The sequence below is a fragment of the Kitasatospora sp. NPDC047058 genome, assembly GCF_040643935.1.
In the GTDB taxonomy this organism is placed as follows: Bacteria; Actinomycetota; Actinomycetes; order Streptomycetales; family Streptomycetaceae; genus Kitasatospora.
Window position 1 is genome coordinate 1 of sequence record NZ_JBEYVJ010000147.1, and the last position, 17,465, is coordinate 17,465.

General features: G+C 74.1%; 17 protein-coding genes. 11 read left to right on the plus strand and 6 right to left on the minus strand.

Going from position 1 to position 17,465, the window contains the following annotated elements:
• Nucleotides 1-62: 62 nt before the first annotated feature.
• Nucleotides 63-335 carry a DUF6343 family protein gene (locus ABZ885_RS21795; RefSeq protein WP_360190985.1) on the minus strand — a complete coding sequence of 91 codons (273 nt, stop codon included), beginning with the start codon at nt 333-335 and terminating at the stop codon, nt 63-65.
• 76 nt (nt 336-411) lie between these two features.
• Here ABZ885_RS21795 and ABZ885_RS21800 point away from each other — a divergent pair, with 76 nt between their 5' ends.
• Nucleotides 412-606, plus strand: a complete 195-nt coding sequence (locus ABZ885_RS21800; RefSeq protein WP_360190987.1) for an I78 family peptidase inhibitor — start codon at nt 412-414, stop codon at nt 604-606.
• On the opposite strand, the gene ABZ885_RS21805 is transcribed toward ABZ885_RS21800, so the two are convergent.
• Both ABZ885_RS21805 and fabG read right to left on the minus strand, forming a co-directional pair.
• A complete protein-coding gene (locus tag ABZ885_RS21805) occupies nt 557-1,369 on the minus strand; it encodes a phosphatase PAP2 family protein (RefSeq protein WP_360190990.1) in 813 nt (270 codons plus the stop codon). The genes ABZ885_RS21800 and ABZ885_RS21805 overlap by 50 nt on opposite strands.
• Before the next feature lie 232 nt (nt 1,370-1,601).
• Entirely contained in the window at nt 1,602-2,369 is a 768-nt protein-coding gene (gene fabG / locus ABZ885_RS21810; RefSeq protein WP_360190992.1) for a 3-oxoacyl-ACP reductase FabG, read from the minus strand.
• Between the two features lie 452 nt (nt 2,370-2,821).
• On the opposite strand from fabG, the gene ABZ885_RS21815 reads away from it, so the two are divergent.
• On the plus strand, nt 2,822-3,688 hold the full coding sequence (locus ABZ885_RS21815; RefSeq protein ID WP_360190995.1) for a MarR family winged helix-turn-helix transcriptional regulator: 867 nt from the start codon (nt 2,822-2,824) through the stop codon (nt 3,686-3,688).
• 170 nt (nt 3,689-3,858) lie between these two features.
• Here the strand turns inward: ABZ885_RS21815 and ABZ885_RS21820 are convergent, their stop codons facing one another.
• Nucleotides 3,859-4,722, minus strand: coding sequence for an aldo/keto reductase (locus ABZ885_RS21820; protein ID WP_360190998.1), 864 nt, complete (start codon nt 4,720-4,722; stop codon nt 3,859-3,861).
• 438 nt (nt 4,723-5,160) lie between these two features.
• Between ABZ885_RS21820 and ABZ885_RS21825 the strand changes: the two genes are divergently transcribed.
• The 8 genes from ABZ885_RS21825 to ABZ885_RS21860 all read left to right on the plus strand — a co-directional run bounded on the left by ABZ885_RS21825 (nt 5,161) and on the right by ABZ885_RS21860 (nt 13,752).
• Complete coding sequence (locus tag ABZ885_RS21825) at nt 5,161-6,933, plus strand: ABC transporter ATP-binding protein (RefSeq protein WP_360191001.1); 1,773 nt, start codon at nt 5,161-5,163, stop codon at nt 6,931-6,933.
• Nucleotides 6,934-7,114: 181 nt separating this feature from the next.
• Nucleotides 7,115-8,887 (plus strand): ABC transporter ATP-binding protein, encoded by a 1,773-nt coding sequence (locus ABZ885_RS21830; protein ID WP_360191004.1) that lies wholly within the window; start codon nt 7,115-7,117, stop codon nt 8,885-8,887.
• A 206-nt stretch (nt 8,888-9,093) separates the two neighbouring features.
• On the plus strand, nt 9,094-9,339 hold the full coding sequence (locus ABZ885_RS21835) for a LapA family protein (protein WP_360191007.1): 246 nt from the start codon (nt 9,094-9,096) through the stop codon (nt 9,337-9,339).
• 109 nt (nt 9,340-9,448) lie between these two features.
• Nucleotides 9,449-10,078 carry a hypothetical protein gene (locus ABZ885_RS21840; protein WP_360191010.1) on the plus strand — a complete coding sequence of 210 codons (630 nt, stop codon included), beginning with the start codon at nt 9,449-9,451 and terminating at the stop codon, nt 10,076-10,078.
• Between the two features lie 249 nt (nt 10,079-10,327).
• Nucleotides 10,328-11,242, plus strand: coding sequence for a LysR family transcriptional regulator (locus ABZ885_RS21845; RefSeq protein ID WP_360191013.1), 915 nt, complete (start codon nt 10,328-10,330; stop codon nt 11,240-11,242).
• 109 nt (nt 11,243-11,351) lie between these two features.
• Nucleotides 11,352-11,918: a cysteine dioxygenase family protein gene (locus ABZ885_RS21850; RefSeq protein ID WP_360191016.1), complete on the plus strand. Its 567-nt coding sequence runs from the start codon at nt 11,352-11,354 to the stop codon at nt 11,916-11,918.
• Nucleotides 11,919-11,931: 13 nt separating this feature from the next.
• Nucleotides 11,932-12,972 (plus strand): putative sulfate exporter family transporter, encoded by a 1,041-nt coding sequence (locus ABZ885_RS21855; RefSeq protein WP_360191028.1) that lies wholly within the window; start codon nt 11,932-11,934, stop codon nt 12,970-12,972.
• Nucleotides 12,973-13,041: 69 nt separating this feature from the next.
• Nucleotides 13,042-13,752 carry a spermidine synthase gene (locus tag ABZ885_RS21860; protein ID WP_360191019.1) on the plus strand — a complete coding sequence of 237 codons (711 nt, stop codon included), beginning with the start codon at nt 13,042-13,044 and terminating at the stop codon, nt 13,750-13,752.
• A gap of 63 nt (nt 13,753-13,815) precedes the next feature.
• Here the strand turns inward: ABZ885_RS21860 and ABZ885_RS21865 are convergent, their stop codons facing one another.
• Both ABZ885_RS21865 and ABZ885_RS21870 read right to left on the minus strand, forming a co-directional pair.
• Nucleotides 13,816-16,086 carry a glycoside hydrolase family 18 chitinase gene (locus tag ABZ885_RS21865; RefSeq protein WP_360191022.1) on the minus strand — a complete coding sequence of 757 codons (2,271 nt, stop codon included), beginning with the start codon at nt 16,084-16,086 and terminating at the stop codon, nt 13,816-13,818.
• 473 nt (nt 16,087-16,559) lie between these two features.
• The gene (locus tag ABZ885_RS21870; RefSeq protein WP_360191025.1) at nt 16,560-17,339 is read right to left on the minus strand and encodes a hypothetical protein; all 780 of its coding nucleotides are present in this window, start codon (nt 17,337-17,339) and stop codon (nt 16,560-16,562) included.
• Between the two features lie 56 nt (nt 17,340-17,395).
• Here ABZ885_RS21870 and ABZ885_RS21875 point away from each other — a divergent pair.
• Nucleotides 17,396-17,465, plus strand: a 70-nt coding sequence (locus ABZ885_RS21875; RefSeq protein WP_360191031.1) for an Hsp70 family protein, incomplete at its 3' end; no start/stop codon positions are given.

Below are 17,465 nucleotides of genomic sequence, written 5' to 3' on the forward strand. Positions count from 1 at the left end.
CGACGGCATCGCCCGGATAGGGCGTCTGGTCGTCCACCCCCGGATGCAGCGGCACGGCCACGTCAGAGCTCGGTCCGGCGGCGCCGGATCACGATGACGAGGTCGATGAGGGCGAACACGGTGAGAATCCCGCAGGCCACCGCGAAGCCGGTGAGGGTGCCCCGGCTGGGGACGCCCAGCTCGGAGGCGTTCGCGGCCCAGACGGCGAAGGCCACGGTGGCGAGGGCGAACAGCGGGGTGAAGGTCAGGGAGAGCAGGTAGCGGAGCTTGAGATCGCTGCGGGCGGTGGCGGGCTCGGTGCCGCTCCGCCACCGGCGCGGGGTGGTGGTGCGCATGCCCGGTCACCTCCGTCCGGCGTCACTGCCGTCTACGATTCCAGCGTACGTCCGGATTTCGAGGCGGGGAGGGGCCATGGCGGAGGCGGAGGCGGACGCGGAGCGCTACGCGGGGCTGCGGGTGGAGCGGGCCGAGGAGCTGGCCCGCCGGCACGGCTGGGCGTCGGTCCGGGTGCTGTCCCCCGGGGCGATGATGACCATGGACCACCGGGAGGGGCGGCTCAACCTCGTGGTGCGCGACGGGGTGGTGGAACGGAGCTGGGAGGGGTGACCTCCGGCCCGGTCCGGCGGACGGCGCGCCGGGCGGCGATGCGCTGTTCGGCGGCGGCGACCAGCGGCTCCACCAGCGGCAGCGAGAGCAGGACCAGCAGGCCGGCGGCCCAGCCGGCCAGCACGTCGGTGACCCAGTGGGTGCCCAGGTAGAGGGTGGTGAGCCCGACCGAGCCGGCGGTGGCGGTGGCCAGCACCGCGCCGGTGCGCCGCCAGTCCGCCGCCAGGTAGGCGAGCACGCCCCAGGTGACCACGGCGTTCGCGGTGTGACCGGAGGGGAAGATGGTGCCGCCGGAGAACAGTTCGGGCGAGCCGACATAGTGCGCGTAGTGCGGGCCGAGCCGGCCGGTGACGATCTTCACCGCGCCGACCGTGGCGTTGAGCAGCAGCAGGGCCGCGCCCATCACCAGCAGCGGGCGCAGCCGCTGCAGCCGGTGGGCGCGCCAGCCGAGCCAGGCGAAGGCGGCGACGGCGGAGGGACCGCGCTGGCCGGCCACCACCCAGTTGTCCAGCAGCGGTTCGAGGCTGGGCCACCGCTCGTACGGGCGGGCCAGCCGGACCGTCCAGTCGAGGTCGACCAGCCAGCTGTCGAGCAGCACGCCGGCCACGACCAGCAGGTAGCCGAGGACGGTGAGGGCCAGCAGTCCGGCCTGCCGGCGGCCCAGGGGCGGCCAGCCGGGTTCCCGGCCGGCGTCCGCGGGGGAGCGGCGTGGGCGCTCGCGGCGGGTGGTGGGGTTCTCCGGCAATTCACTCGGCGCTTGCACGCTGGTGACCCTACCGACCGGCTCGACGACCTTCCGCGAGGAATTCGGAATTCTCCGGGAAAGGACCGAACCGATGGGAATCCGGTCATCCGCGGGCGTTTTTCCGGTAATTCCGGATCGAATTTTCGTGCGGCGCCCGAGCCGGTTTTCCCAAGGGCGGGCAAAGGAAACGGAGCGGGGGACCGGCCGCGCCGACTCCCGCTCCGTGGTAACCCTGTGTAGGTTCGGTGCCTCAGTCGAGGGGGCCGCCCGCAACGTAGATGACCTGGCCGGACACGAATCCGGCACCCTCGCTGGCCAGGAACGAGATGGTGTGCGCGACGTCCTCGGGCAGGCCGACCCGCTGCACCGGGATCTGCGTGGCGGCGGCGCTCTTGAAGTCCTCGAAGTCCATGCCCACGCGCGCCGCGGTGGCGGCGGTCATGTCGGTGGCGATGAAGCCCGGGGCGACGGCGTTGGCGGTGACCCCGAACTTGCCCAGCTCGATGGCCAGGGTCTTGGTGAAGCCCTGTAGTCCGGCCTTGGCGGCGGAGTAGTTGGCCTGGCCGCGGTTGCCCTGGGCGGAGGAGGAGGAGAGGTTGACGATCCGGCCGAAGCCGGCGTCGACCATGTGCTTCTGGACGGCGCGGGTCATCAGGAAGGCGCCGCGGAGGTGAACGTTCATGACCGTGTCCCAGTCGGACTCGGTCATCTTGAAGATCAGGTTGTCGCGCAGCACGCCCGCGTTGTTGACCAGGACGACCGGGGTGCCCAGCTCGGCGACGATCCGGTCGACCGCGGCCTGGACCTGGCCGGCGTCCGAGACGTCGGCGCCGACCGCGAGGGCCCGCCCGCCGGCCGCGGTGATCCGGTCGACGGTGTCCTTGCCGGCCGCCTCGTCCAGGTCGAGGACGGCGACGGCGTAGCCGTCGGCCGCGAGGCGCTCGGCGGTGGCGGCGCCCAGCCCGCGCGCGGCGCCGGTGACGACGGCGACCCGGGGGGCGGTGGTCTGCTCGGTCATGCTGGCTCTCGTCTCTCTCGGATTCTCACTCGGATCTGGCACGGAGTCCGTGCGGAACCCTCGCGGGGGCCGCGCGGAGACTCTTCTCGGGTTGGACCGCCGAGTGGCCATACCCTACCGGCGAGTAGGGGCCCCGGCCAGGGCGAACCCGCAGGTGACCGAGGGTAAGGACCGGCCGGTCGGGTTTCTCGTGCGAACGGGTTACCGCCGGGTCGGCTCGGCGGGTAAATATGCCAATGTTGCCGAACCTGCGTCTACTATCCGCCCCCGCCTGCCAGCAAGGGCTCGCCGTTTGTATAGTGTCCGCCAGCAGCCACCGGCTGCACGGCTGGAGCGCCCTCCCTCACAGCGGGACGCCCACTCGCCGTTACTGCCCCACCCGGGTGTCCCACACACACCGGGTGTGACATCGGGACGGATACATGGTGCTGGGGGAGATCCCGACGACCCGCGTGTCCGCGCGACTGCAGCAGTCGCCCGGGCACCTGATCCGCGTTGCACAGCAGGTTCACACCCGTCTGTGGTCCGAACACGTCGGAGCCGACCTCACGGCTCCGCAGTTCGCCGTTCTGCTGGTCCTCGCCCTCGAACCGGGTGCTGACCAGCGGACGGTCGGCGAGCGCGCCTCGCTGGACAAGGCCACGATGGCCGAGATGGTCGCCCGGCTGGTCCGGCGCGGCCTGGTGCTGCGACGCCGCGACCCGGCCGACGGCCGGCGCAAACTGCTCGCTCTCTCGCAGAGCGGCGCCCAGGCTGTGCGCGAGGCCACCGGCGGAGTGGTCCGCGTGCAGCGCACGCTCTTCGAGCCGCTGACGGCGGAGGAGCAGCTGGAGATCGTCCGGGTGATGGCCAAGATAGCCAGGCTGGAGCCCGCTGCGGTCGCCGTCCTCACCGACGCGCGGCCGATGCTGGACGCCCAGCGGGCGATCGGCTACCTGATCAGGGTGAGCCAGCAGGTGCACACCAAGCTCTGGTCGGAGCACGTCGGTTCGGAGCTGACGGCGCCGCAGTACGCGGTGCTCGACGCGCTCGAGCTGGAACCGGGCGCCGACCAGCGCACGGTCGGCGAGCTGGCCTCGCTGGACAAGGCGACGATGGCCGAGATGGTCAGCCGGCTGGTCCGGCGCGGCCTGGTGCAGCGCCGGCGTGACCCTTCGGACGGGCGGCGCAACCTGCTGTCGCTCTCGCCGGCGGGCCAGGACCTGCTGCACCGTTCGGCCGCGGGCGTGGCCCAGGTCCAGCGGCTGCTGCTCTCCCCGCTGGAGGGGGAGGAGCACGAGCCCGCGCTCGCGCTGATCGCCAAGGCGGCCCGGCTCTAGGCTTGCGCCCTTTGAGCTCCAGCCAAAACGATTCGCCAACGCACCGAAGGCCGCCGACCCGTACAGGGGAAGGCGGCCTTCGGTGTTGACGCGTCCTCAGGCGCCCCGGGCCGACGGCGACGGCCGCCCGGGGTGCCCCGGCACTCCGGGAGCCGCTGCTCCCGGACGCCTCAGTTCCAGTCGAACTCCTGCGGGTCCGGACCGATCCGCTTGCCGGTGGCGACACCCGCGATCGCGGCGAGGTCGTCCGCGTCCAGCTCGAAGCCGGCGACGTCCAGGTTCTCCCGGATCCGGGACGGGGTGACCGACTTCGGGATCGCGATGACGCCGCGCTGCAGGTGCCAGCGGAGCACCACCTGGGCGACGGTGCGGCCGTGCTTCTCGGCGATCTTCGCCAGGGCCGGCTCGGCGAGCAGCTCCTTGCCCTGGCCCAGCGGGCTCCAGGCCTCGGTGGCGATGCCGTGCTCGGTGTGGAAGGCGCGCAGCTCGTCCTGCGGGAAGTAGGGGTGCAGCTCCACCTGGTTCAGCACCGGCTTCACCGAGGCCTCGCCCAGCAGGCGGGTCAGCTGCTCGGTGCCGAAGTTGGAGACGCCGATCGACTTCGCCCGGCCGTCGGCGTGCAGCTGCTCGAAGGCCTTCCAGATGTTGAGGTAGCTGCCGTGCTTCGGGCGCGGCCAGTGGATCAGGTAGAGGTCCACGTAGTCCAGGCCGAGCTTCTCCAGCGAGGCGTCGAACGCGCGCAGCACGGCGTCCCGGCCCTGCTCGCCGGACCAGTCGAGGGTGCCCGAGTTCCAGAGCTTGGTGGTGATGTAGAGGTCCTCGCGGGCCACGCCGCCGGCGAGCGCCTCGGTGACCGCCTTGCCGGTGCCGGTCTCGTTCTCGTAGACCGCGGCGGTGTCGATCGAGCGGTAGCCCGCCTCGACGGCGCTGCGGACGGCCGCGGTGGCCTCGGCGTCCGGCACCTGCCAGACGCCGAAGCCGAGCTGCGGGATCTGCGAGCCGTCGTTGAGGGTGACGCTGGGGATGCTGCTCACGGGACGGGGTGCCCTCCTGGTCGTCCTTCTGCTTCCAGTGGAGCAACCGGTGCCGTGGTTCGATTGTTCCCGGACCGGAAAAGAATTTTCTGACGCGTGGTACCGGCGCGTGCAGCGGGCCAGGTGGCCCGGGGTGGGGCTCCGGGCGGGGCCTCGGGCGGGCCTCGGGTCGGGCTCCCGGCGGGCTGCGGGCGGGCCCGGCGGCGGGGCGCGCGGCGGGCTCGCGTGAGGGGCGTGAGCGGGGGCGTGCGGCCGGGAAAACCTGTTGCGTAGGTCACATCCGGGTTGGCAGGCTCGCTGCCATGACCTCCTGAGAACCTCACCCGCACCCGGCCGTGACCGCACCGGCCGGGCGTCCTCCTCCTCCCTTCCCCTCGCACCCGGCGCGCGACCCGCGCCGGCTGCGCCACCTGCCCGTACCACCCGCAACGGAGCGTCATGCCGCTCGCAACCCTGCCGCTGGCCGATCCCGGTGGCCCCGACCTCTCCTCCCCCCTCGCCTTCCTGCGCTGGCTCCAGCGCAGCCAGCGGCGCGGCCAGGTGCTCGCCACCTGCTGGTCGCTGCTGGAGCTGGGCTGCCGGGCGGCCCTGCCGGTGCCGCTGGGCCAGGGCGTCCAGGCCGCCGTCGACGGCGACACCCCCGGCATCTGGCGGGCCGGCGGCACCGCGCTCGCGCTGGCCGCGTTCGCCGCGCTCGGCACCGTCCTGCTGCACCGCCAGGCGGTGTGGAACTGGATCCACGCCGCCACCCAGGTCCGCCAGCTGGTGGCCCGCCAGGCCTCGCACCTCGGCACCGGGCTGTCCCGGCGGATCGCCACCGGCGAGGTCGTCGCGGTCGGCAGCGGTGACGTCGAGAAGATCGGCTGGTACGTGGAGCTCTCCGCCCGGGTCCGCGGGGCGCTGATCGTCTGGCTGGGCGTCAGCGCCGCGGTGCTGGCCGTCGAGCCGGTGCTCGGACTGGCCGTGCTGCTCGGTGTCCCGGTGCTGGCGGCCGCGGTCTGGCCGCTGCTCGGCCCGTTCGAGCGGCGGTACTCGGAGCAGCGCGCGCTCGGCGGCAAGGCCACCGAGCTGGCCGCCGACACCGTCGCGGGGCTGCGCGTGCTGCGCGGCATCGGGGGCGAGGAGCTGTTCCTCGACCGGTACCGGGCCGCGTCCCAGAAGGTCCGCTCGGCCGCCGTCCGCTCGGCCCGGGTCTGGTCGTTCATGCAGGCCCAGCAGGTCCTGCTGCCCGGCCTGTTCGTGGTCGGCATCACCTGGTACGGCGCCCACCTGGCCGCCACCGGGCGGATCGGCATCGGCACCCTGGTCGCGGTCTACGGCGCCACCGCGTACCTGGCCGCGCCGTTGCGGATCCTCGGCGAGGCCGCGCACGCCTGGAGCGTGGCCCGGGTCTCCGCCGGGCGGGCCGTCCGGGTGCTCTCGCTCCGCCGGACCAGCGGCCGTCACGACGCCGGGCTGACCGCGCCCGGGCAGTCCGACCTGTACGACCCGGCCACCGGGCTGACCGTCCGGGCCGGCGAGCTGACCGCCGTGGTCTGCGGCGACCCGGACTTCGCCGGGGAGCTCGCCGAACGGCTCGGCGGGCACGTCCCGCTGGCCGAGGGTGCGGAACCCTCGCCGTCGGTGCGGCTCGGCGGCACCGAGCTGGACGCCGTGCCGCTGGCCTCGGCGCGGGCGGCGGTGCTGGTCCACGACAAGGAGCCGGTGCTGCTCTCCGGCACCCTGGCCGCGCTGCTGGACGTCCCCGCCTCCGGGCGGGTCACGCCCGCCGAGGCGCTGTCCGCCGCCCGCGCGGAGGACGTGCTGGACGCCCTGGTGGACGGCTCGCCGGAGTCCGGGGGCGACGCGATGCGCGCCGGGATCACCGAGCGGGGCCGCTCGCTCTCCGGCGGTCAGCGCCAGCGGCTGGCGCTCGCCCGATCGCTGCTGGCCGACCCGCCGGTGCTCGTCCTGGACGAGCCGACGAGCGCGGTCGACGCGCACACCGAATCGCGGATCGCGGCCGGGCTGCGCAAGAACCGGGAGGGGCGCACCACCGTGGTGTTCGCGACCAGCCCGCTGCTGCTCGACCAGGCGGACCGGGTGGTGCTGGTCCGGGACGGCCGGACCGCCGCCTCGGGCCGGCACCGCGAGCTGATGCACAGCGAGCCCGCCTACCGCGCCGTGGTCACCCGCGACGAGGAGCCGGCGCCGGTCGGGGAGGGCGTATGAGGGGGCGGAGCCGCGTCACGTCGACGCACCGCGCGCCCGGGCCGCCCGAGTCGTCCGGACTGCATGAGCCGTCCGGGCAACGCGAGCCGTCCGGGCCGTGCGGGCCGTGCGAGCCGCATGCACCGCGGGAGCCCGGCCGACCGCAACGACCCGGGGGACCGCACGAGCCGAGGAGCACCGCATGAAGCCCCCCGTCCAACGGGAGCAGGGGCCGGCCACCACCCTTCCGGTCGGCTCCCCGGCCGCCGTCCGCGCCTACCTGGGGCTGCTCGCCCGGCGGCACCGGGCCGGCTTCTCGGCGGTGGTGGTGCTGCACTCGGTGGCCACCGTCGCCGCGCTGGTCGGGCCCTGGGTGCTCGGCACCCTGGTCGAGTCGCTGGCCACCGGCACCGCCGAGTCGACCATCGCGGTCGCGGCCGGCTGGTACCTGCTGGCGCTGGCCGTGCAGTCCGTCTTCACCTGGTGGTCGCGGCTGCGCGGCAGCATCCTCGGCGAGCGGGTCCTGGCGGACCTCCGGGAGGACTTCCTGGTCCGCTCGGTCGCGCTGCCGACCGGCGTCCTGGAGCGGGCCGGCACCGGGGACCTCGTCTCCCGGGGCACCACCGACATCGACCGGCTGGACAAGTCGGTCCGCGAGGCGGTCCCCGAGCTGGCCGTCGCCGTGGTCTCGCTGCTGCTGGTGCTGGGCGCCCTGGTGCTCACCTCGCCGCTGCTGGCGCTCACCTCGCTGACCGGCCTGCCGCTGCTGCTGGTCTCCAGCCGCTGGTACTTCCGGCGCGCCCCGCAGTCCTACCGGAACGAGTCGGCCGGGTACGCCGCGGTGAACACCGTGCTCGCCGAGACGGTCGACGCCGGGCGGACGGTCGAGGCGCTGCGCCTGGGGGACGACCGGGTCCGGCTGACCGACCGCAAGCTCGGCGAGTGGATCGCCTGGGAGCGGTACACCCTGTGGCTCCGCTCGGTCTGGTTCCCGACCATCGACGCGGTCTACACCCTGGCCGTGCTCGGCACCCTGGTGCTCGGCGGTCTGTTCGCCGTGAAGGGCTGGATCACCGTCGGCCAGCTGACCACCGGGGTGCTGTACGCCCAGGCGCTCACCACCCCGGTCGACCAGATCCTGCGCTGGTACGACGAGCTGCAGATCGGGCAGGCCTCGCTGGCCCGGCTGGTCGGGGTCCGCGAGGTGCCGGAGCACGAGAGCGACGAGGAGGCCCGGCCGGACGGTCGACGGGTGGAGGCGAAGGACGTCCGCTTCGGCTACCGCGAGGGCGCCGACGTGCTGCACGGCATCAGCCTGGACATCGCCCCGGGCAGCCGGGTCGCCCTGGTCGGCCCGTCCGGCGCGGGGAAGTCCACCCTGGGCCGGCTGCTGGCCGGGATCTACGCGCCGGGCCGGGGGAGCGTCACCCTCGGCGGGGCCGCGCTGTCCCGGATGCCGGCCGAGCGGGTCCGGGCCCAGGTCGCGCTGGTCAACCAGGAGCACCACGTCTTCGTCGGCACCCTGCGGGACAACCTGCGGCTGGCCGCGCCGGACGCCGACGACACCGAGCTGCGCGGGGCGCTGGCCGCGGTGGACGCCGGAGACTGGGTGGACGCGCTGGCGGAGGGCCTGGACACCGAGGTCGGTTCGGGCGGTACGGCGCTGACGCCGCCGCAGGCGCAGCAGCTGGCGCTGGCCCGCCTGGTGCTGGCCGATCCGCACACCCTGGTGCTGGACGAGGCCACCTCGCTGCTGGATCCGCGGGCCGCCCGGCACCTGGAGCGTTCGCTCTCCCGGGTGCTGGAGGGCCGGACGGTGATCGCCATCGCGCACCGGCTGCACACCGCGCACGACGCGGACGTGATCGCGGTGGTCGAGGGCGGGCGGATCAGCGAGTACGGCAGCCACCCCGAACTGGTGGCGGCCGGCGGTCCGTACGCGGCGCTCTGGCGCTCCTGGCGCGACGAGCGGTAGGGCCGGCGTCGGTCGGTCCCCGCTCGGTCGGTCCCCGCTCGCCGGGCCGGGGCTTCGCGGCCCCGGCCCGGTCCGGGGAACCGGCACCGGGTGAGTCACGGTGCCCGCGGCCGGGCGCAAACCCGCGCGGGGCGGGGTTGCCCCGTGCGGGCTACCCCAGGGCGCGTAGCCGGACAAATCAGCCGATCGGCCCGCAGACTGCGCGTGTGACCAAGATTTCAGACGGCTCGTCCGGATCCAAGCGCAGCGAGATCGGCGGGATCCCCACCCGGTACATCGGGATCGGTGTCCTCGTCGTCCTCGCCGTGTGGTTCCTGTTCGCCAACCTCGACAAGGTCAAGATCCAGTTCTGGGTGTTCACCGTGACCGCTCCGCTCTGGATCGCCCTGATGGCCACGCTGGTGGCGGGCGGGGTGCTGGGCTGGCTGCTGAAGGGCCGGCGCGGCCGGTGACCGGCACCCGGCCGTCCGGCGCGGAGGGGGTCGCCCGAGAAGCCGGGGTGGGTGCGGCGAGCTCGTGAACTCCCTTTCACTGCGGAATCCTTGACGATCGTTCGGGTGCATGGACATCATCGCGGAAGTCGTCGGAGGGGAGCTCGCGGTGAGGCGGGAGTGGGGTGCGGTGGCCCTGATGGCGGTCGGGGCGCTGCTGCTGGGCGGTTGTGGCGGGGACGGGGGCGGGGGTGACGGGAAGCTCTCCAAGGAGCAGGCGGCGCAGGTCCGGGCGGAGTGCGCGGGCCGGATCGAGCCCGGGACCTTCGGCCGCTGGCTGGCCGACCCGGTCGAGGGGTTCGAGGCGCACGGGAACTGGCACGACGACCGGACCGGGCAGTGTTGGATCACCCTCCCCGGCAAGGGAACCATCAGCGGCTCCTGGGAACCGTTCGCGGTCCAGGTGGCGAAGGACGCGGAGCAGGCCGCGGCGGTCGGCCGGACCTGTGCGCAGCGGAAGGCCGACGGCGAGGGGTACGAGGAGGTGGCCGAGATCGAGGGCCTGCCGGACTCCTGCGTCGCGGTGGTGAAGCGGAACCGGGGCACCGCGGAGGACTACGAGGGCATGCTCGCGGTCGGCGGGCACTTCATCACGGTTCAGCTGCGGAACGCCTCGCTGCGGGGGATGGGGCTGAACGACCGGAACCGCGCGGTGATGGCGCAGTCGCTCAAGGACCTCGGCGCCTACTACCGGACGTAGGGTCGGCCTGTCCCGCTCCGCGGGCAGCCACGAGCTCCGCGGCAGCCGCGAGCGCCCGGAGTGCAGGGCGGCCGGAAAGCAGGGCGCCCGGGAAGCAGCGAGTGCAGGGAGTGGCCGGGGGCGTGCGGGGTGCGGACGGTTCGTCCGTAAACCATAGGGGCGCGCGAGGTTAGCTCTGCGACCTCCAAAGTCTGCTTATGATTGCTCCCGGCCGGCGGACCGGCAGCGGAGCAGGCAGGCGGAGGCGCAGTGGAGCCGGTATTCGACTCGCGGCACATCAGGACCTTCCACGAGGTCGTCCGGGCCGGCTCCTACTCGGCGGCCGCCCGCGAACTCGGCTACACCCAGCCTGCCATCACCCAGCAGATGAAGGCGCTGGAGCGGTCCGTCGGGGTGCCGCTGTTCACCCGGGCCGGGCGCGGTCTGCGGCTCACCGAGGCGGGCGAGGCGCTCTCCCGGCACGCCGAGCTGATCCTCGGCAGCCTCTCGGCCGCCCAGCAGCAGCTCGCCGCGCTCGCCCGGCTGCGCGCCGGACGGGTCCGGGTCTGCGCGTTCCCGAGCGCCAACGCCACCCTGATACCCGAGGCGATGGCCCGGCTGCTCGCCGAGCACCCTGGCGTCCGGGTCGAACTGCTGGAGGCCGAGCCGCCGGACTCCGTCCAGCGCCTGCTCCGGGGCGAGTGCGACATCGCCCTGGCCTTCCGCTATCCGGGTGCCACCACCGAGGTGCCGGACGGCGTGGACGAGATCCCGTTGATGGAGGACCTGCTCACCGTCCTGCTGCCGGTGGGCCACCCGCTCGGCCGCCGGCACGCCGTCCGGCTGGCCGACCTGGACGGCGAGCGGTGGATAGCCGGCTGTCCGCGCTGCCGGGCCAACCTGCTGCACGTCTGCGCGGAGGAGGGGTTCGCGCCCGACATCGTCTTCTCCACCGACGACAACCTGGCCGTGCAGAGCCTGGTCGCCGCCGGGGTCGGGATCGCGCTGATGCCCGCGCTGGTGCTCTCGTTCATGTGCCACCGCAAGGTCACCGGGCGGGCCGTCGAACCGCACCTGCGCCGCCAGGTCTGCGCGTACGTGCTGCGCGAGCACCGCCGGATCCCGGCGACCGCGCTGGTGCTGGACCACCTGCGGTCGGCCGCCGCCGCCCGCGTCGGCTGCTGAGGTGCTGCGGCCGGGGCCGCCCGCGGCGCGCGATTCATAAGCTGGGTTTGGGACAGGGCTAAGAAACCCTCGTTGGACGTGATAGGTCCACCGGGCCGAACCTGCTCCCATGACACCCTCAGCCACGGTCGGCAGCGACCGGCTCACCGAGCGGATGACCGCCCTGGTCGGCGAGATCCGCGCCGTCGTGGACCGCGGCCTGCCGCCCGAACTGACCGCCTACCTCGTCGGCGAGCGGCTCGCCCCGCACCTGACCCACGACGATCTGCTCACCGACGCCCAGTGCGAGGGTGACCCCGACCGCTACCGCCAGCACGTCGTGCACGCCGAGAGCGACGGCAGCTTCTCCGTGGTCGCCCTGGTCTGGCTGCCCGGCCAGCAGACCCCGATCCACGACCACGTCTCCTGGTGCGTGGCGGGTGTCCACCGCGGCCAGGAGAGCGAGACCCGCTACCGGCTGGTCTCCGACGGGCGCACCGCGCACCTGGTCGAGACCGAGCACGTGGTCGGGCCGGCCGGCACCGTCGCGGCCTTCGCCCCGCCCGGCGACATCCACCTGGTCCGCAACGCCTGCAGCTCCACCGCCATGTCGATCCACGTCTACGGCGCCGACGTCTCCCGGCTGGGCACCAGCATCCGGCGGGTCTACCGGCTGCCCGCCGACGACCAGCGGTGAGTGCGGCGTGGCACTGACCGTCCGGGAGCGGCGCGTCCGCACCCGTCTGCTGCCCCCGCTCGGCGGGGACACCCCCGGCCTGCTGCTCGCCGCGCTCGGCGTGGCCGCCGCGCTCGCCGTCCACCAGGCCGTCCCCGCGGTGCCCAAGCTCACCGCCGCCGTGGTGCTCGGCATCGCCGCCGCCCACCTGCCCGGGATGCGGCCGGTGGTCCGCGGCATCGCCCGGCCCGGGCTCTCCATGGCGGGCAAGCGGCTGATGCGGCTCGGCATCGTGCTGCTCGGCCTCAAGCTCAGCCTGGACGACGTGCTCGGCCTCGGCTGGGCCACCGTCGCGATGGTGCTCGCCGTGGTCGCCGCCACCTTCGCCGGCACCTGGTGGCTGGGCCGCCGGCTCGGCCTGCCCGGCGACCAGCCGCTGCTGGTCGCCACCGGGTACTCGATCTGCGGGGCCTCCGCGATCGGCGCCGTCAGCCAGGCCGCCGGCAGCGAGGAGGAGGACGTCGCCGCCTCGGTCGCGCTGGTCACCCTCTGCGGCACCCTGGCGATCGCCGTCCTCCCGCTGCTCCAGCATCCGCTCGGCCTCGGCGAGGCCGAGTTCGGCCGCTGGGTCGGCGCCAGCGTCCACGACGTCGGCCAGGTGGTCGCCACCGCGCAGACCGGCGGGGCGGGCGCGCTGCGCGAGGCCGTCCTGGTCAAGCTGATGCGGGTGGTGCTGCTGGCGCCGCTGGTCGCCGGGGTCGCGGTGTCGGTCCGGCGGCGGCGCCGGGGTGAACACGAGGTGAAATCCGGAAAGCGGCCGCCCATCGTCCCGCTGTTCGTGGCGGGGTTCCTGGCGATGATCGTGCTGCGCACCACCGGCCTGCTGCCGGACCGGGCGCTGACCCTGGCCGGGGACGCCCAGGAGCTGCTGCTGGCCGCCGCCCTGTTCGGTCTCGGCAGCGCCGTGCACCTGCCCACCATGGTGCGCACCGGTGGCCGGATCGCGCTGCTCGGCCTCGGTTCCTGGGTGATGGTGGCGGGCGTGTCCTACGCGGGGGTGCTGATCACGACCTGACCGGCCGCCCCCGGCCTCCGCTATTGTCGGGCGGGTAGTCCGTACACCCGAGCACGCAGAGGATTCCGGATGTCCACCGCACTGCCCGCACGGGACGGCCACGACGCCGTCGTCACGCTCGACCGGCGGGAGGGCCCGTTCGGCGAGGTGGTACTGCGGCAGCGCGGCCGGCACTTCGAGATCATCGCCAACGGCTGCTTCCTGATGGACACCGCCGACGGGCGCTCCGAGCGGCTGCTGATCCAGGCCGCGCTGGACGAGCTGGACCGGGCCGGTTCCGCGGCCGGGGCACCGGCGGTGCTGATCGGCGGGCTCGGCGTCGGCTTCTCGCTGGCCTACGCGGCGGCCGAGCCGCGCTGGGGGCGGATCGCGATCGTCGAGCGCGAGACCGCGATCATCGACTGGCACCGGGCCGGGCCGCTGGCCGGCTTCTCGGGCGGCGCGCTGGACGACGAGCGGGTGACGGTGCTCCACGCCGACCTGCTGGAGTACCTGGCGGGGGCGGACGGCGAGCGCTACGACGCGCTCTGCCTCGACGTCGACAACGGCCCGGACTGGACGGTCACCGACTCCAACTCCGGCCTGTACGGCGCGGACGGGCTGGCGGTGCTCTGGCACCGGCTGCAGCCGGGCGGGGTGCTGGCGGTCTGGAGCGCGCAGCCCTCCCCGGCCTTCGAGGAGGCGCTGCGCGCGGCGGGCTTCTCGGACGTGGTCACCCACGAGATCCCGGTCGCCCGCGGGGTGCCGGACGTCGTGCACCTGGCCCGCCGCGCCGGCTGAGCGGGGCGACGGGCCAGGCGACGGGCCAGGAGGGGGACGGCCGGCCGTGGCCGGACGACCGGACTACTTCAGGCCGTTGTCCACCGCGGCCATCAGCTCGCCGTTGGCGGTGTCACCGTCGAAGGCCCAGATCATCGCGCCGGCCAGCCCCTGGGACTTGATCCAGGCGGTCTTGCGGGCCATCTCGGTCGGGTCGTCGTAGGTGTAGAACACCGAGCCGTTGTACAGGTAGGCGTGGCCCGCGACCGGGTCCCGGTAGAGGGTGTAACCACCGCTCGTGGCGTACTCCTTGAGCTTGTGGTAGTCCTCGAACCCGGCCTCGTAGCTGCCCGGCGCCGGGCCGGTCGCGCTCTGGAAGAGGCCGTTGGTGGTGCCGCGCGGCACGCCCGTCCAGCCGCGCCCGTAGAACGGGATGCCCAGGGTGAGCTTGTTCTTCGGGGCGCCGCCGCCGACGTAGGCGTTGATCGCGATCTCCGAGCTGAACCGGCGGTCCGGGGTGGACGGGTCGCCGGCCGCGAGCTTGATCGCGGACTGCTGGTTGGTGCTCGTCTCCCAGCCGCCGTGGTAGTCGTAGCCCTGGACGGTGGCGAAGTCGAAGGCGCCGAACAGGCCGGGGATGTCGATGCCCGCGGTGATCTTCGCCGGGTCGGCCGGGAGGAAGGCGCTCAGCGTGTAGTGCTTGCCGGTGGTGGCGCCGAGCGCGTCCAGCTGGCGGCGGAACTCCTGGGCCAGCAGGGTGTAGTCGGCCTTGTCGGTGGGCCGGAAGATGTTCCCGTCGTGCCCGCCGGAGGCCGGCCACTCCCAGTCGAGGTCGATGCCGTCGAAGATGCCGGCCGCGCTGCCCGGACCGCCGCGGCCGTCGATGACCGGCAGGTTGCCCCTGATGTACATGTCGATGCAGGAGCTGACCAGCGCCTTGCGGGAGGCGTCGGTGGCGGCGGCGTCGGAGAACCACTTGCTGTAGGACCAACCGCCCAGCGAAATCTGGATCTTGAGGTTGGGGTACTTGGCCTTGAGCTGCTTCAGCTGGTTGAAGTTGCCCGCGAGCTTCTGGTCCCAGGTGTCGGTGGTGCCGGCCACCGAGCTGCCCGCGTCCCAGCCCTTGCCGAAGTCGGCCCAGGCGTCACCGGCGCCGTCGCCCGCGTTGGGGTCGTTGTCCGGACCGGCCGCCTTGTTGGTGATGAAGCACTGCTTGGTGGTCGGGTGGATGTTGGCGAAGGCGTAGTTGAGCGTGGTGAGCCGGCCGGCCGAGCCCGAGGTGTCGAGCTTCTTCACGCTGTAGCCGCGGGCGTAGATGCTCCACTGGGTGAAGTAGCCGATCTTCAGCGCGCCGGGGTTGGTGCCGCCCGGCTTGGTCCTGCCGGTCACCGGGGCCGAGGCGGGGGAGGCGTTGCCGGCCGCGTCGCGGGCCTTCACGGTGAAGGTGTACGCGGTGTCCGGCGCCAGGCTGCCCACGGTGGCGGACGGCGTGGTGACGGTCGCGGCGAGCGCGCTGCCGTTGTAGACGTCGTACGCGGTGACGCCGACGTCGTCGGTGCTGGCGGCCCAGGCCAGCGAGATGCTGTTGGCGTCGGAGCCGGAGACCGTGGGGGTGCCGGGGGTGGTCGGCGGCTGCTTGTCCGGGTCGGCCGGGGGCTTGGTGGTCACGCTGACCGGGCCGGCCGCGGCCGAGCGGTTGCCCGCGGCGTCGAAGGCCTGGACGGTGAACTGGTAGGCGGTGCCGGCGGTGAGGCCCTGCACGGTGACCGCGGTGGTGGCGCCGTCCGTGGTGGCCACCTTGGTGGTGCCCTGGAACACGTCGTAGCCGGTGACGGCGACGTTGTCGGTGCTCGCCGTCCAGGACAGGTCGGCCGTGGTCTGGGTGGTGGTGCCGGCCCGGAGGTTGCCCGGCACGGTCGGCGCGGTCTGGTCCGAGCCGCCGCCGTCGCACGGCCGGCCGTTCAACTTGCAGTTCAGCAGCGGCTGGTAGCTGCCCGAGTAGGCGATGTTGAAGCCGAAGTTGTACGTGCCGCCGGGCGGCAGGCTCCCGGCCCAGCCCGGGTTCTTGACCGTGACGTGCGAACTCGCGGTGGTGTACGTCGCGTTCCAGAGCGAGGCGACCGTGTTGCCGGAGGGCAGGTCGAACTCGAGGGTCCAGCCGTCGACCGGGGTGCTGGAGCCGTTGGTGATCGTGTAGGCGCCCTCGTAGCCGCTGCCCCAGTCGCTGCCCTTGGTGAAGGCGGCGGTGGCGGACCCGGCGGCGGCGGCCGTGCTGCCGGGCAGGGATACGGCGAGCAGGGGAACGATCAGGGTCCCGGCCGCCAGCAGCGGCAGCTTGATCCGACGTCTGCGCATGGATGTGGCTCCTGTCCCGGGGCCTCCGGGCAGGCCGGGGCGCCCCGCATACCCGTGGGGAGGTGTCAGGTGCGTGGAGCAGCGTGCGGGCGCTCCGGCCGTGGGGCAGCGCGGAGCGGAGACCTCGGGCCGTCGGGGTGCCGCGGAGGATCCTGTGCTCCCCGAGGGTAGGGAGCCGGCCGGCGGCTGGCAATAGGTCTGTACCAGTTGCCCGGTCGTGGGCATGGCGAGCGGGCGGCCCCCGGGGTGGCCGGTCCCGGTGGTCGCCAACGGATCTGCGCCGGAGTCCTGTTGGGGCCCGGGGCGACCGCAGGGGCACCGGTGCCGACCGCCGGGCCGGGCAGGTCGGGCGGGCAGGTCGGGCGGGCGGGCAGGTCGGGCGGGCCAAGCGGGCCGGAGACGCCGGTGGCCGCCTCCGGGGTGGAGGCGGCCACGGGGTGGGCGTCGGCCGGGCGGACGGCCGGCCGGGACGGTCAGCCGAACGGACTGGTCTCCGGGGCGGCCGCCGGGGCGTCCGCGGCGGCCGGGGCGAGGGTGTCGGACGGCTGCGGGGCGAAGGGGTTGAAGTCCGGCGGCGGGATCGTCACCGGGGTGCCCTTGGGCTTCCCGTCCTCCCCCGGCGAGCCCGCGTCGGCAGCCGGCGCGGGGACGGCCGGCGGGGCCGTGGGCGGCGGCGGGACGGGCGCGGGCTGCTGCGGCAGGGTGGTGCCGAAGGGATCACTCGCCTGGTCCGCGGTCACCGTGCCGAACGGGTCGGTGACCGGCGCCGCGGGGGCCGCGGCGGCGGGTACCGCGGCCGGGGCGGGGGTGTCGGACGGCTGCGGGGCGAAGGGGTTGAAGTCCGGGGGCGGGATCGTCACCGGGGTGCCCTTGGGCAGGTCGTCCGGTCCGGCACCCGGCACGGTGGTGTCGGTGAGCGTCGGCGCCGGCGGGGCGAAGGGGTTGAAGTCCGGCGGCGGGATCGTCACCGGGGTGCCCTTGGGCGTGCGGTCCGGGTCCTCGGCGAGCAGCTCGGTGGGGGTGCCGACGGTGCCGCCGCCGGCCGTGCCGCCGAACGGGTCCTGGGACGGACCGGCGAACGGACCGGCGAACGGGTCGGCCGGGCCGTCGGCCGGGATGAGGATCGGCTGGGCGGGCGTCGGGTCGGCGACCGGGGCGAAGGGGTTGAAGTCGGCCGGGGGGACGACCACCGGCGTGCCCCGCAGGTGCACCGGCAGCGGCGTGCGGTCGGCCGGGCCGGGCTCGGTGAACACCGTCGGGAGGCCGTCCGACGCGGGCCGGTCCGCCGCGGCCGCCGGGGCCGGCGCGGGTGGACGTCCTGCTGCTCGACGTCACCCCGCTGTCCCTCGGCATCGAGACCAAGGGCGGCATCATGACCA

Coding starts and splice junctions, on each gene's coding strand:
- ABZ885_RS21865 (WP_360191022.1), bottom strand. CDS start 16,086: ATGCGCAGACGTCGGATCAAGCTGCCGCTGCTGGCGGCCGGGACCCTG.
- ABZ885_RS21850 (WP_360191016.1), top strand. CDS start 11,352: ATGACACCCTCAGCCACGGTCGGCAGCGACCGGCTCACCGAGCGGATG.
- ABZ885_RS21840 (WP_360191010.1), top strand. CDS start 9,449: ATGGACATCATCGCGGAAGTCGTCGGAGGGGAGCTCGCGGTGAGGCGG.
- ABZ885_RS21795 (WP_360190985.1), bottom strand. CDS start 335: ATGCGCACCACCACCCCGCGCCGGTGGCGGAGCGGCACCGAGCCCGCC.
- ABZ885_RS21800 (WP_360190987.1), top strand. CDS start 412: ATGGCGGAGGCGGAGGCGGACGCGGAGCGCTACGCGGGGCTGCGGGTG.
- ABZ885_RS21830 (WP_360191004.1), top strand. CDS start 7,115: ATGAAGCCCCCCGTCCAACGGGAGCAGGGGCCGGCCACCACCCTTCCG.
- ABZ885_RS21825 (WP_360191001.1), top strand. CDS start 5,161: ATGCCGCTCGCAACCCTGCCGCTGGCCGATCCCGGTGGCCCCGACCTC.
- fabG (WP_360190992.1), bottom strand. CDS start 2,369: ATGACCGAGCAGACCACCGCCCCCCGGGTCGCCGTCGTCACCGGCGCC.
- ABZ885_RS21860 (WP_360191019.1), top strand. CDS start 13,042: ATGTCCACCGCACTGCCCGCACGGGACGGCCACGACGCCGTCGTCACG.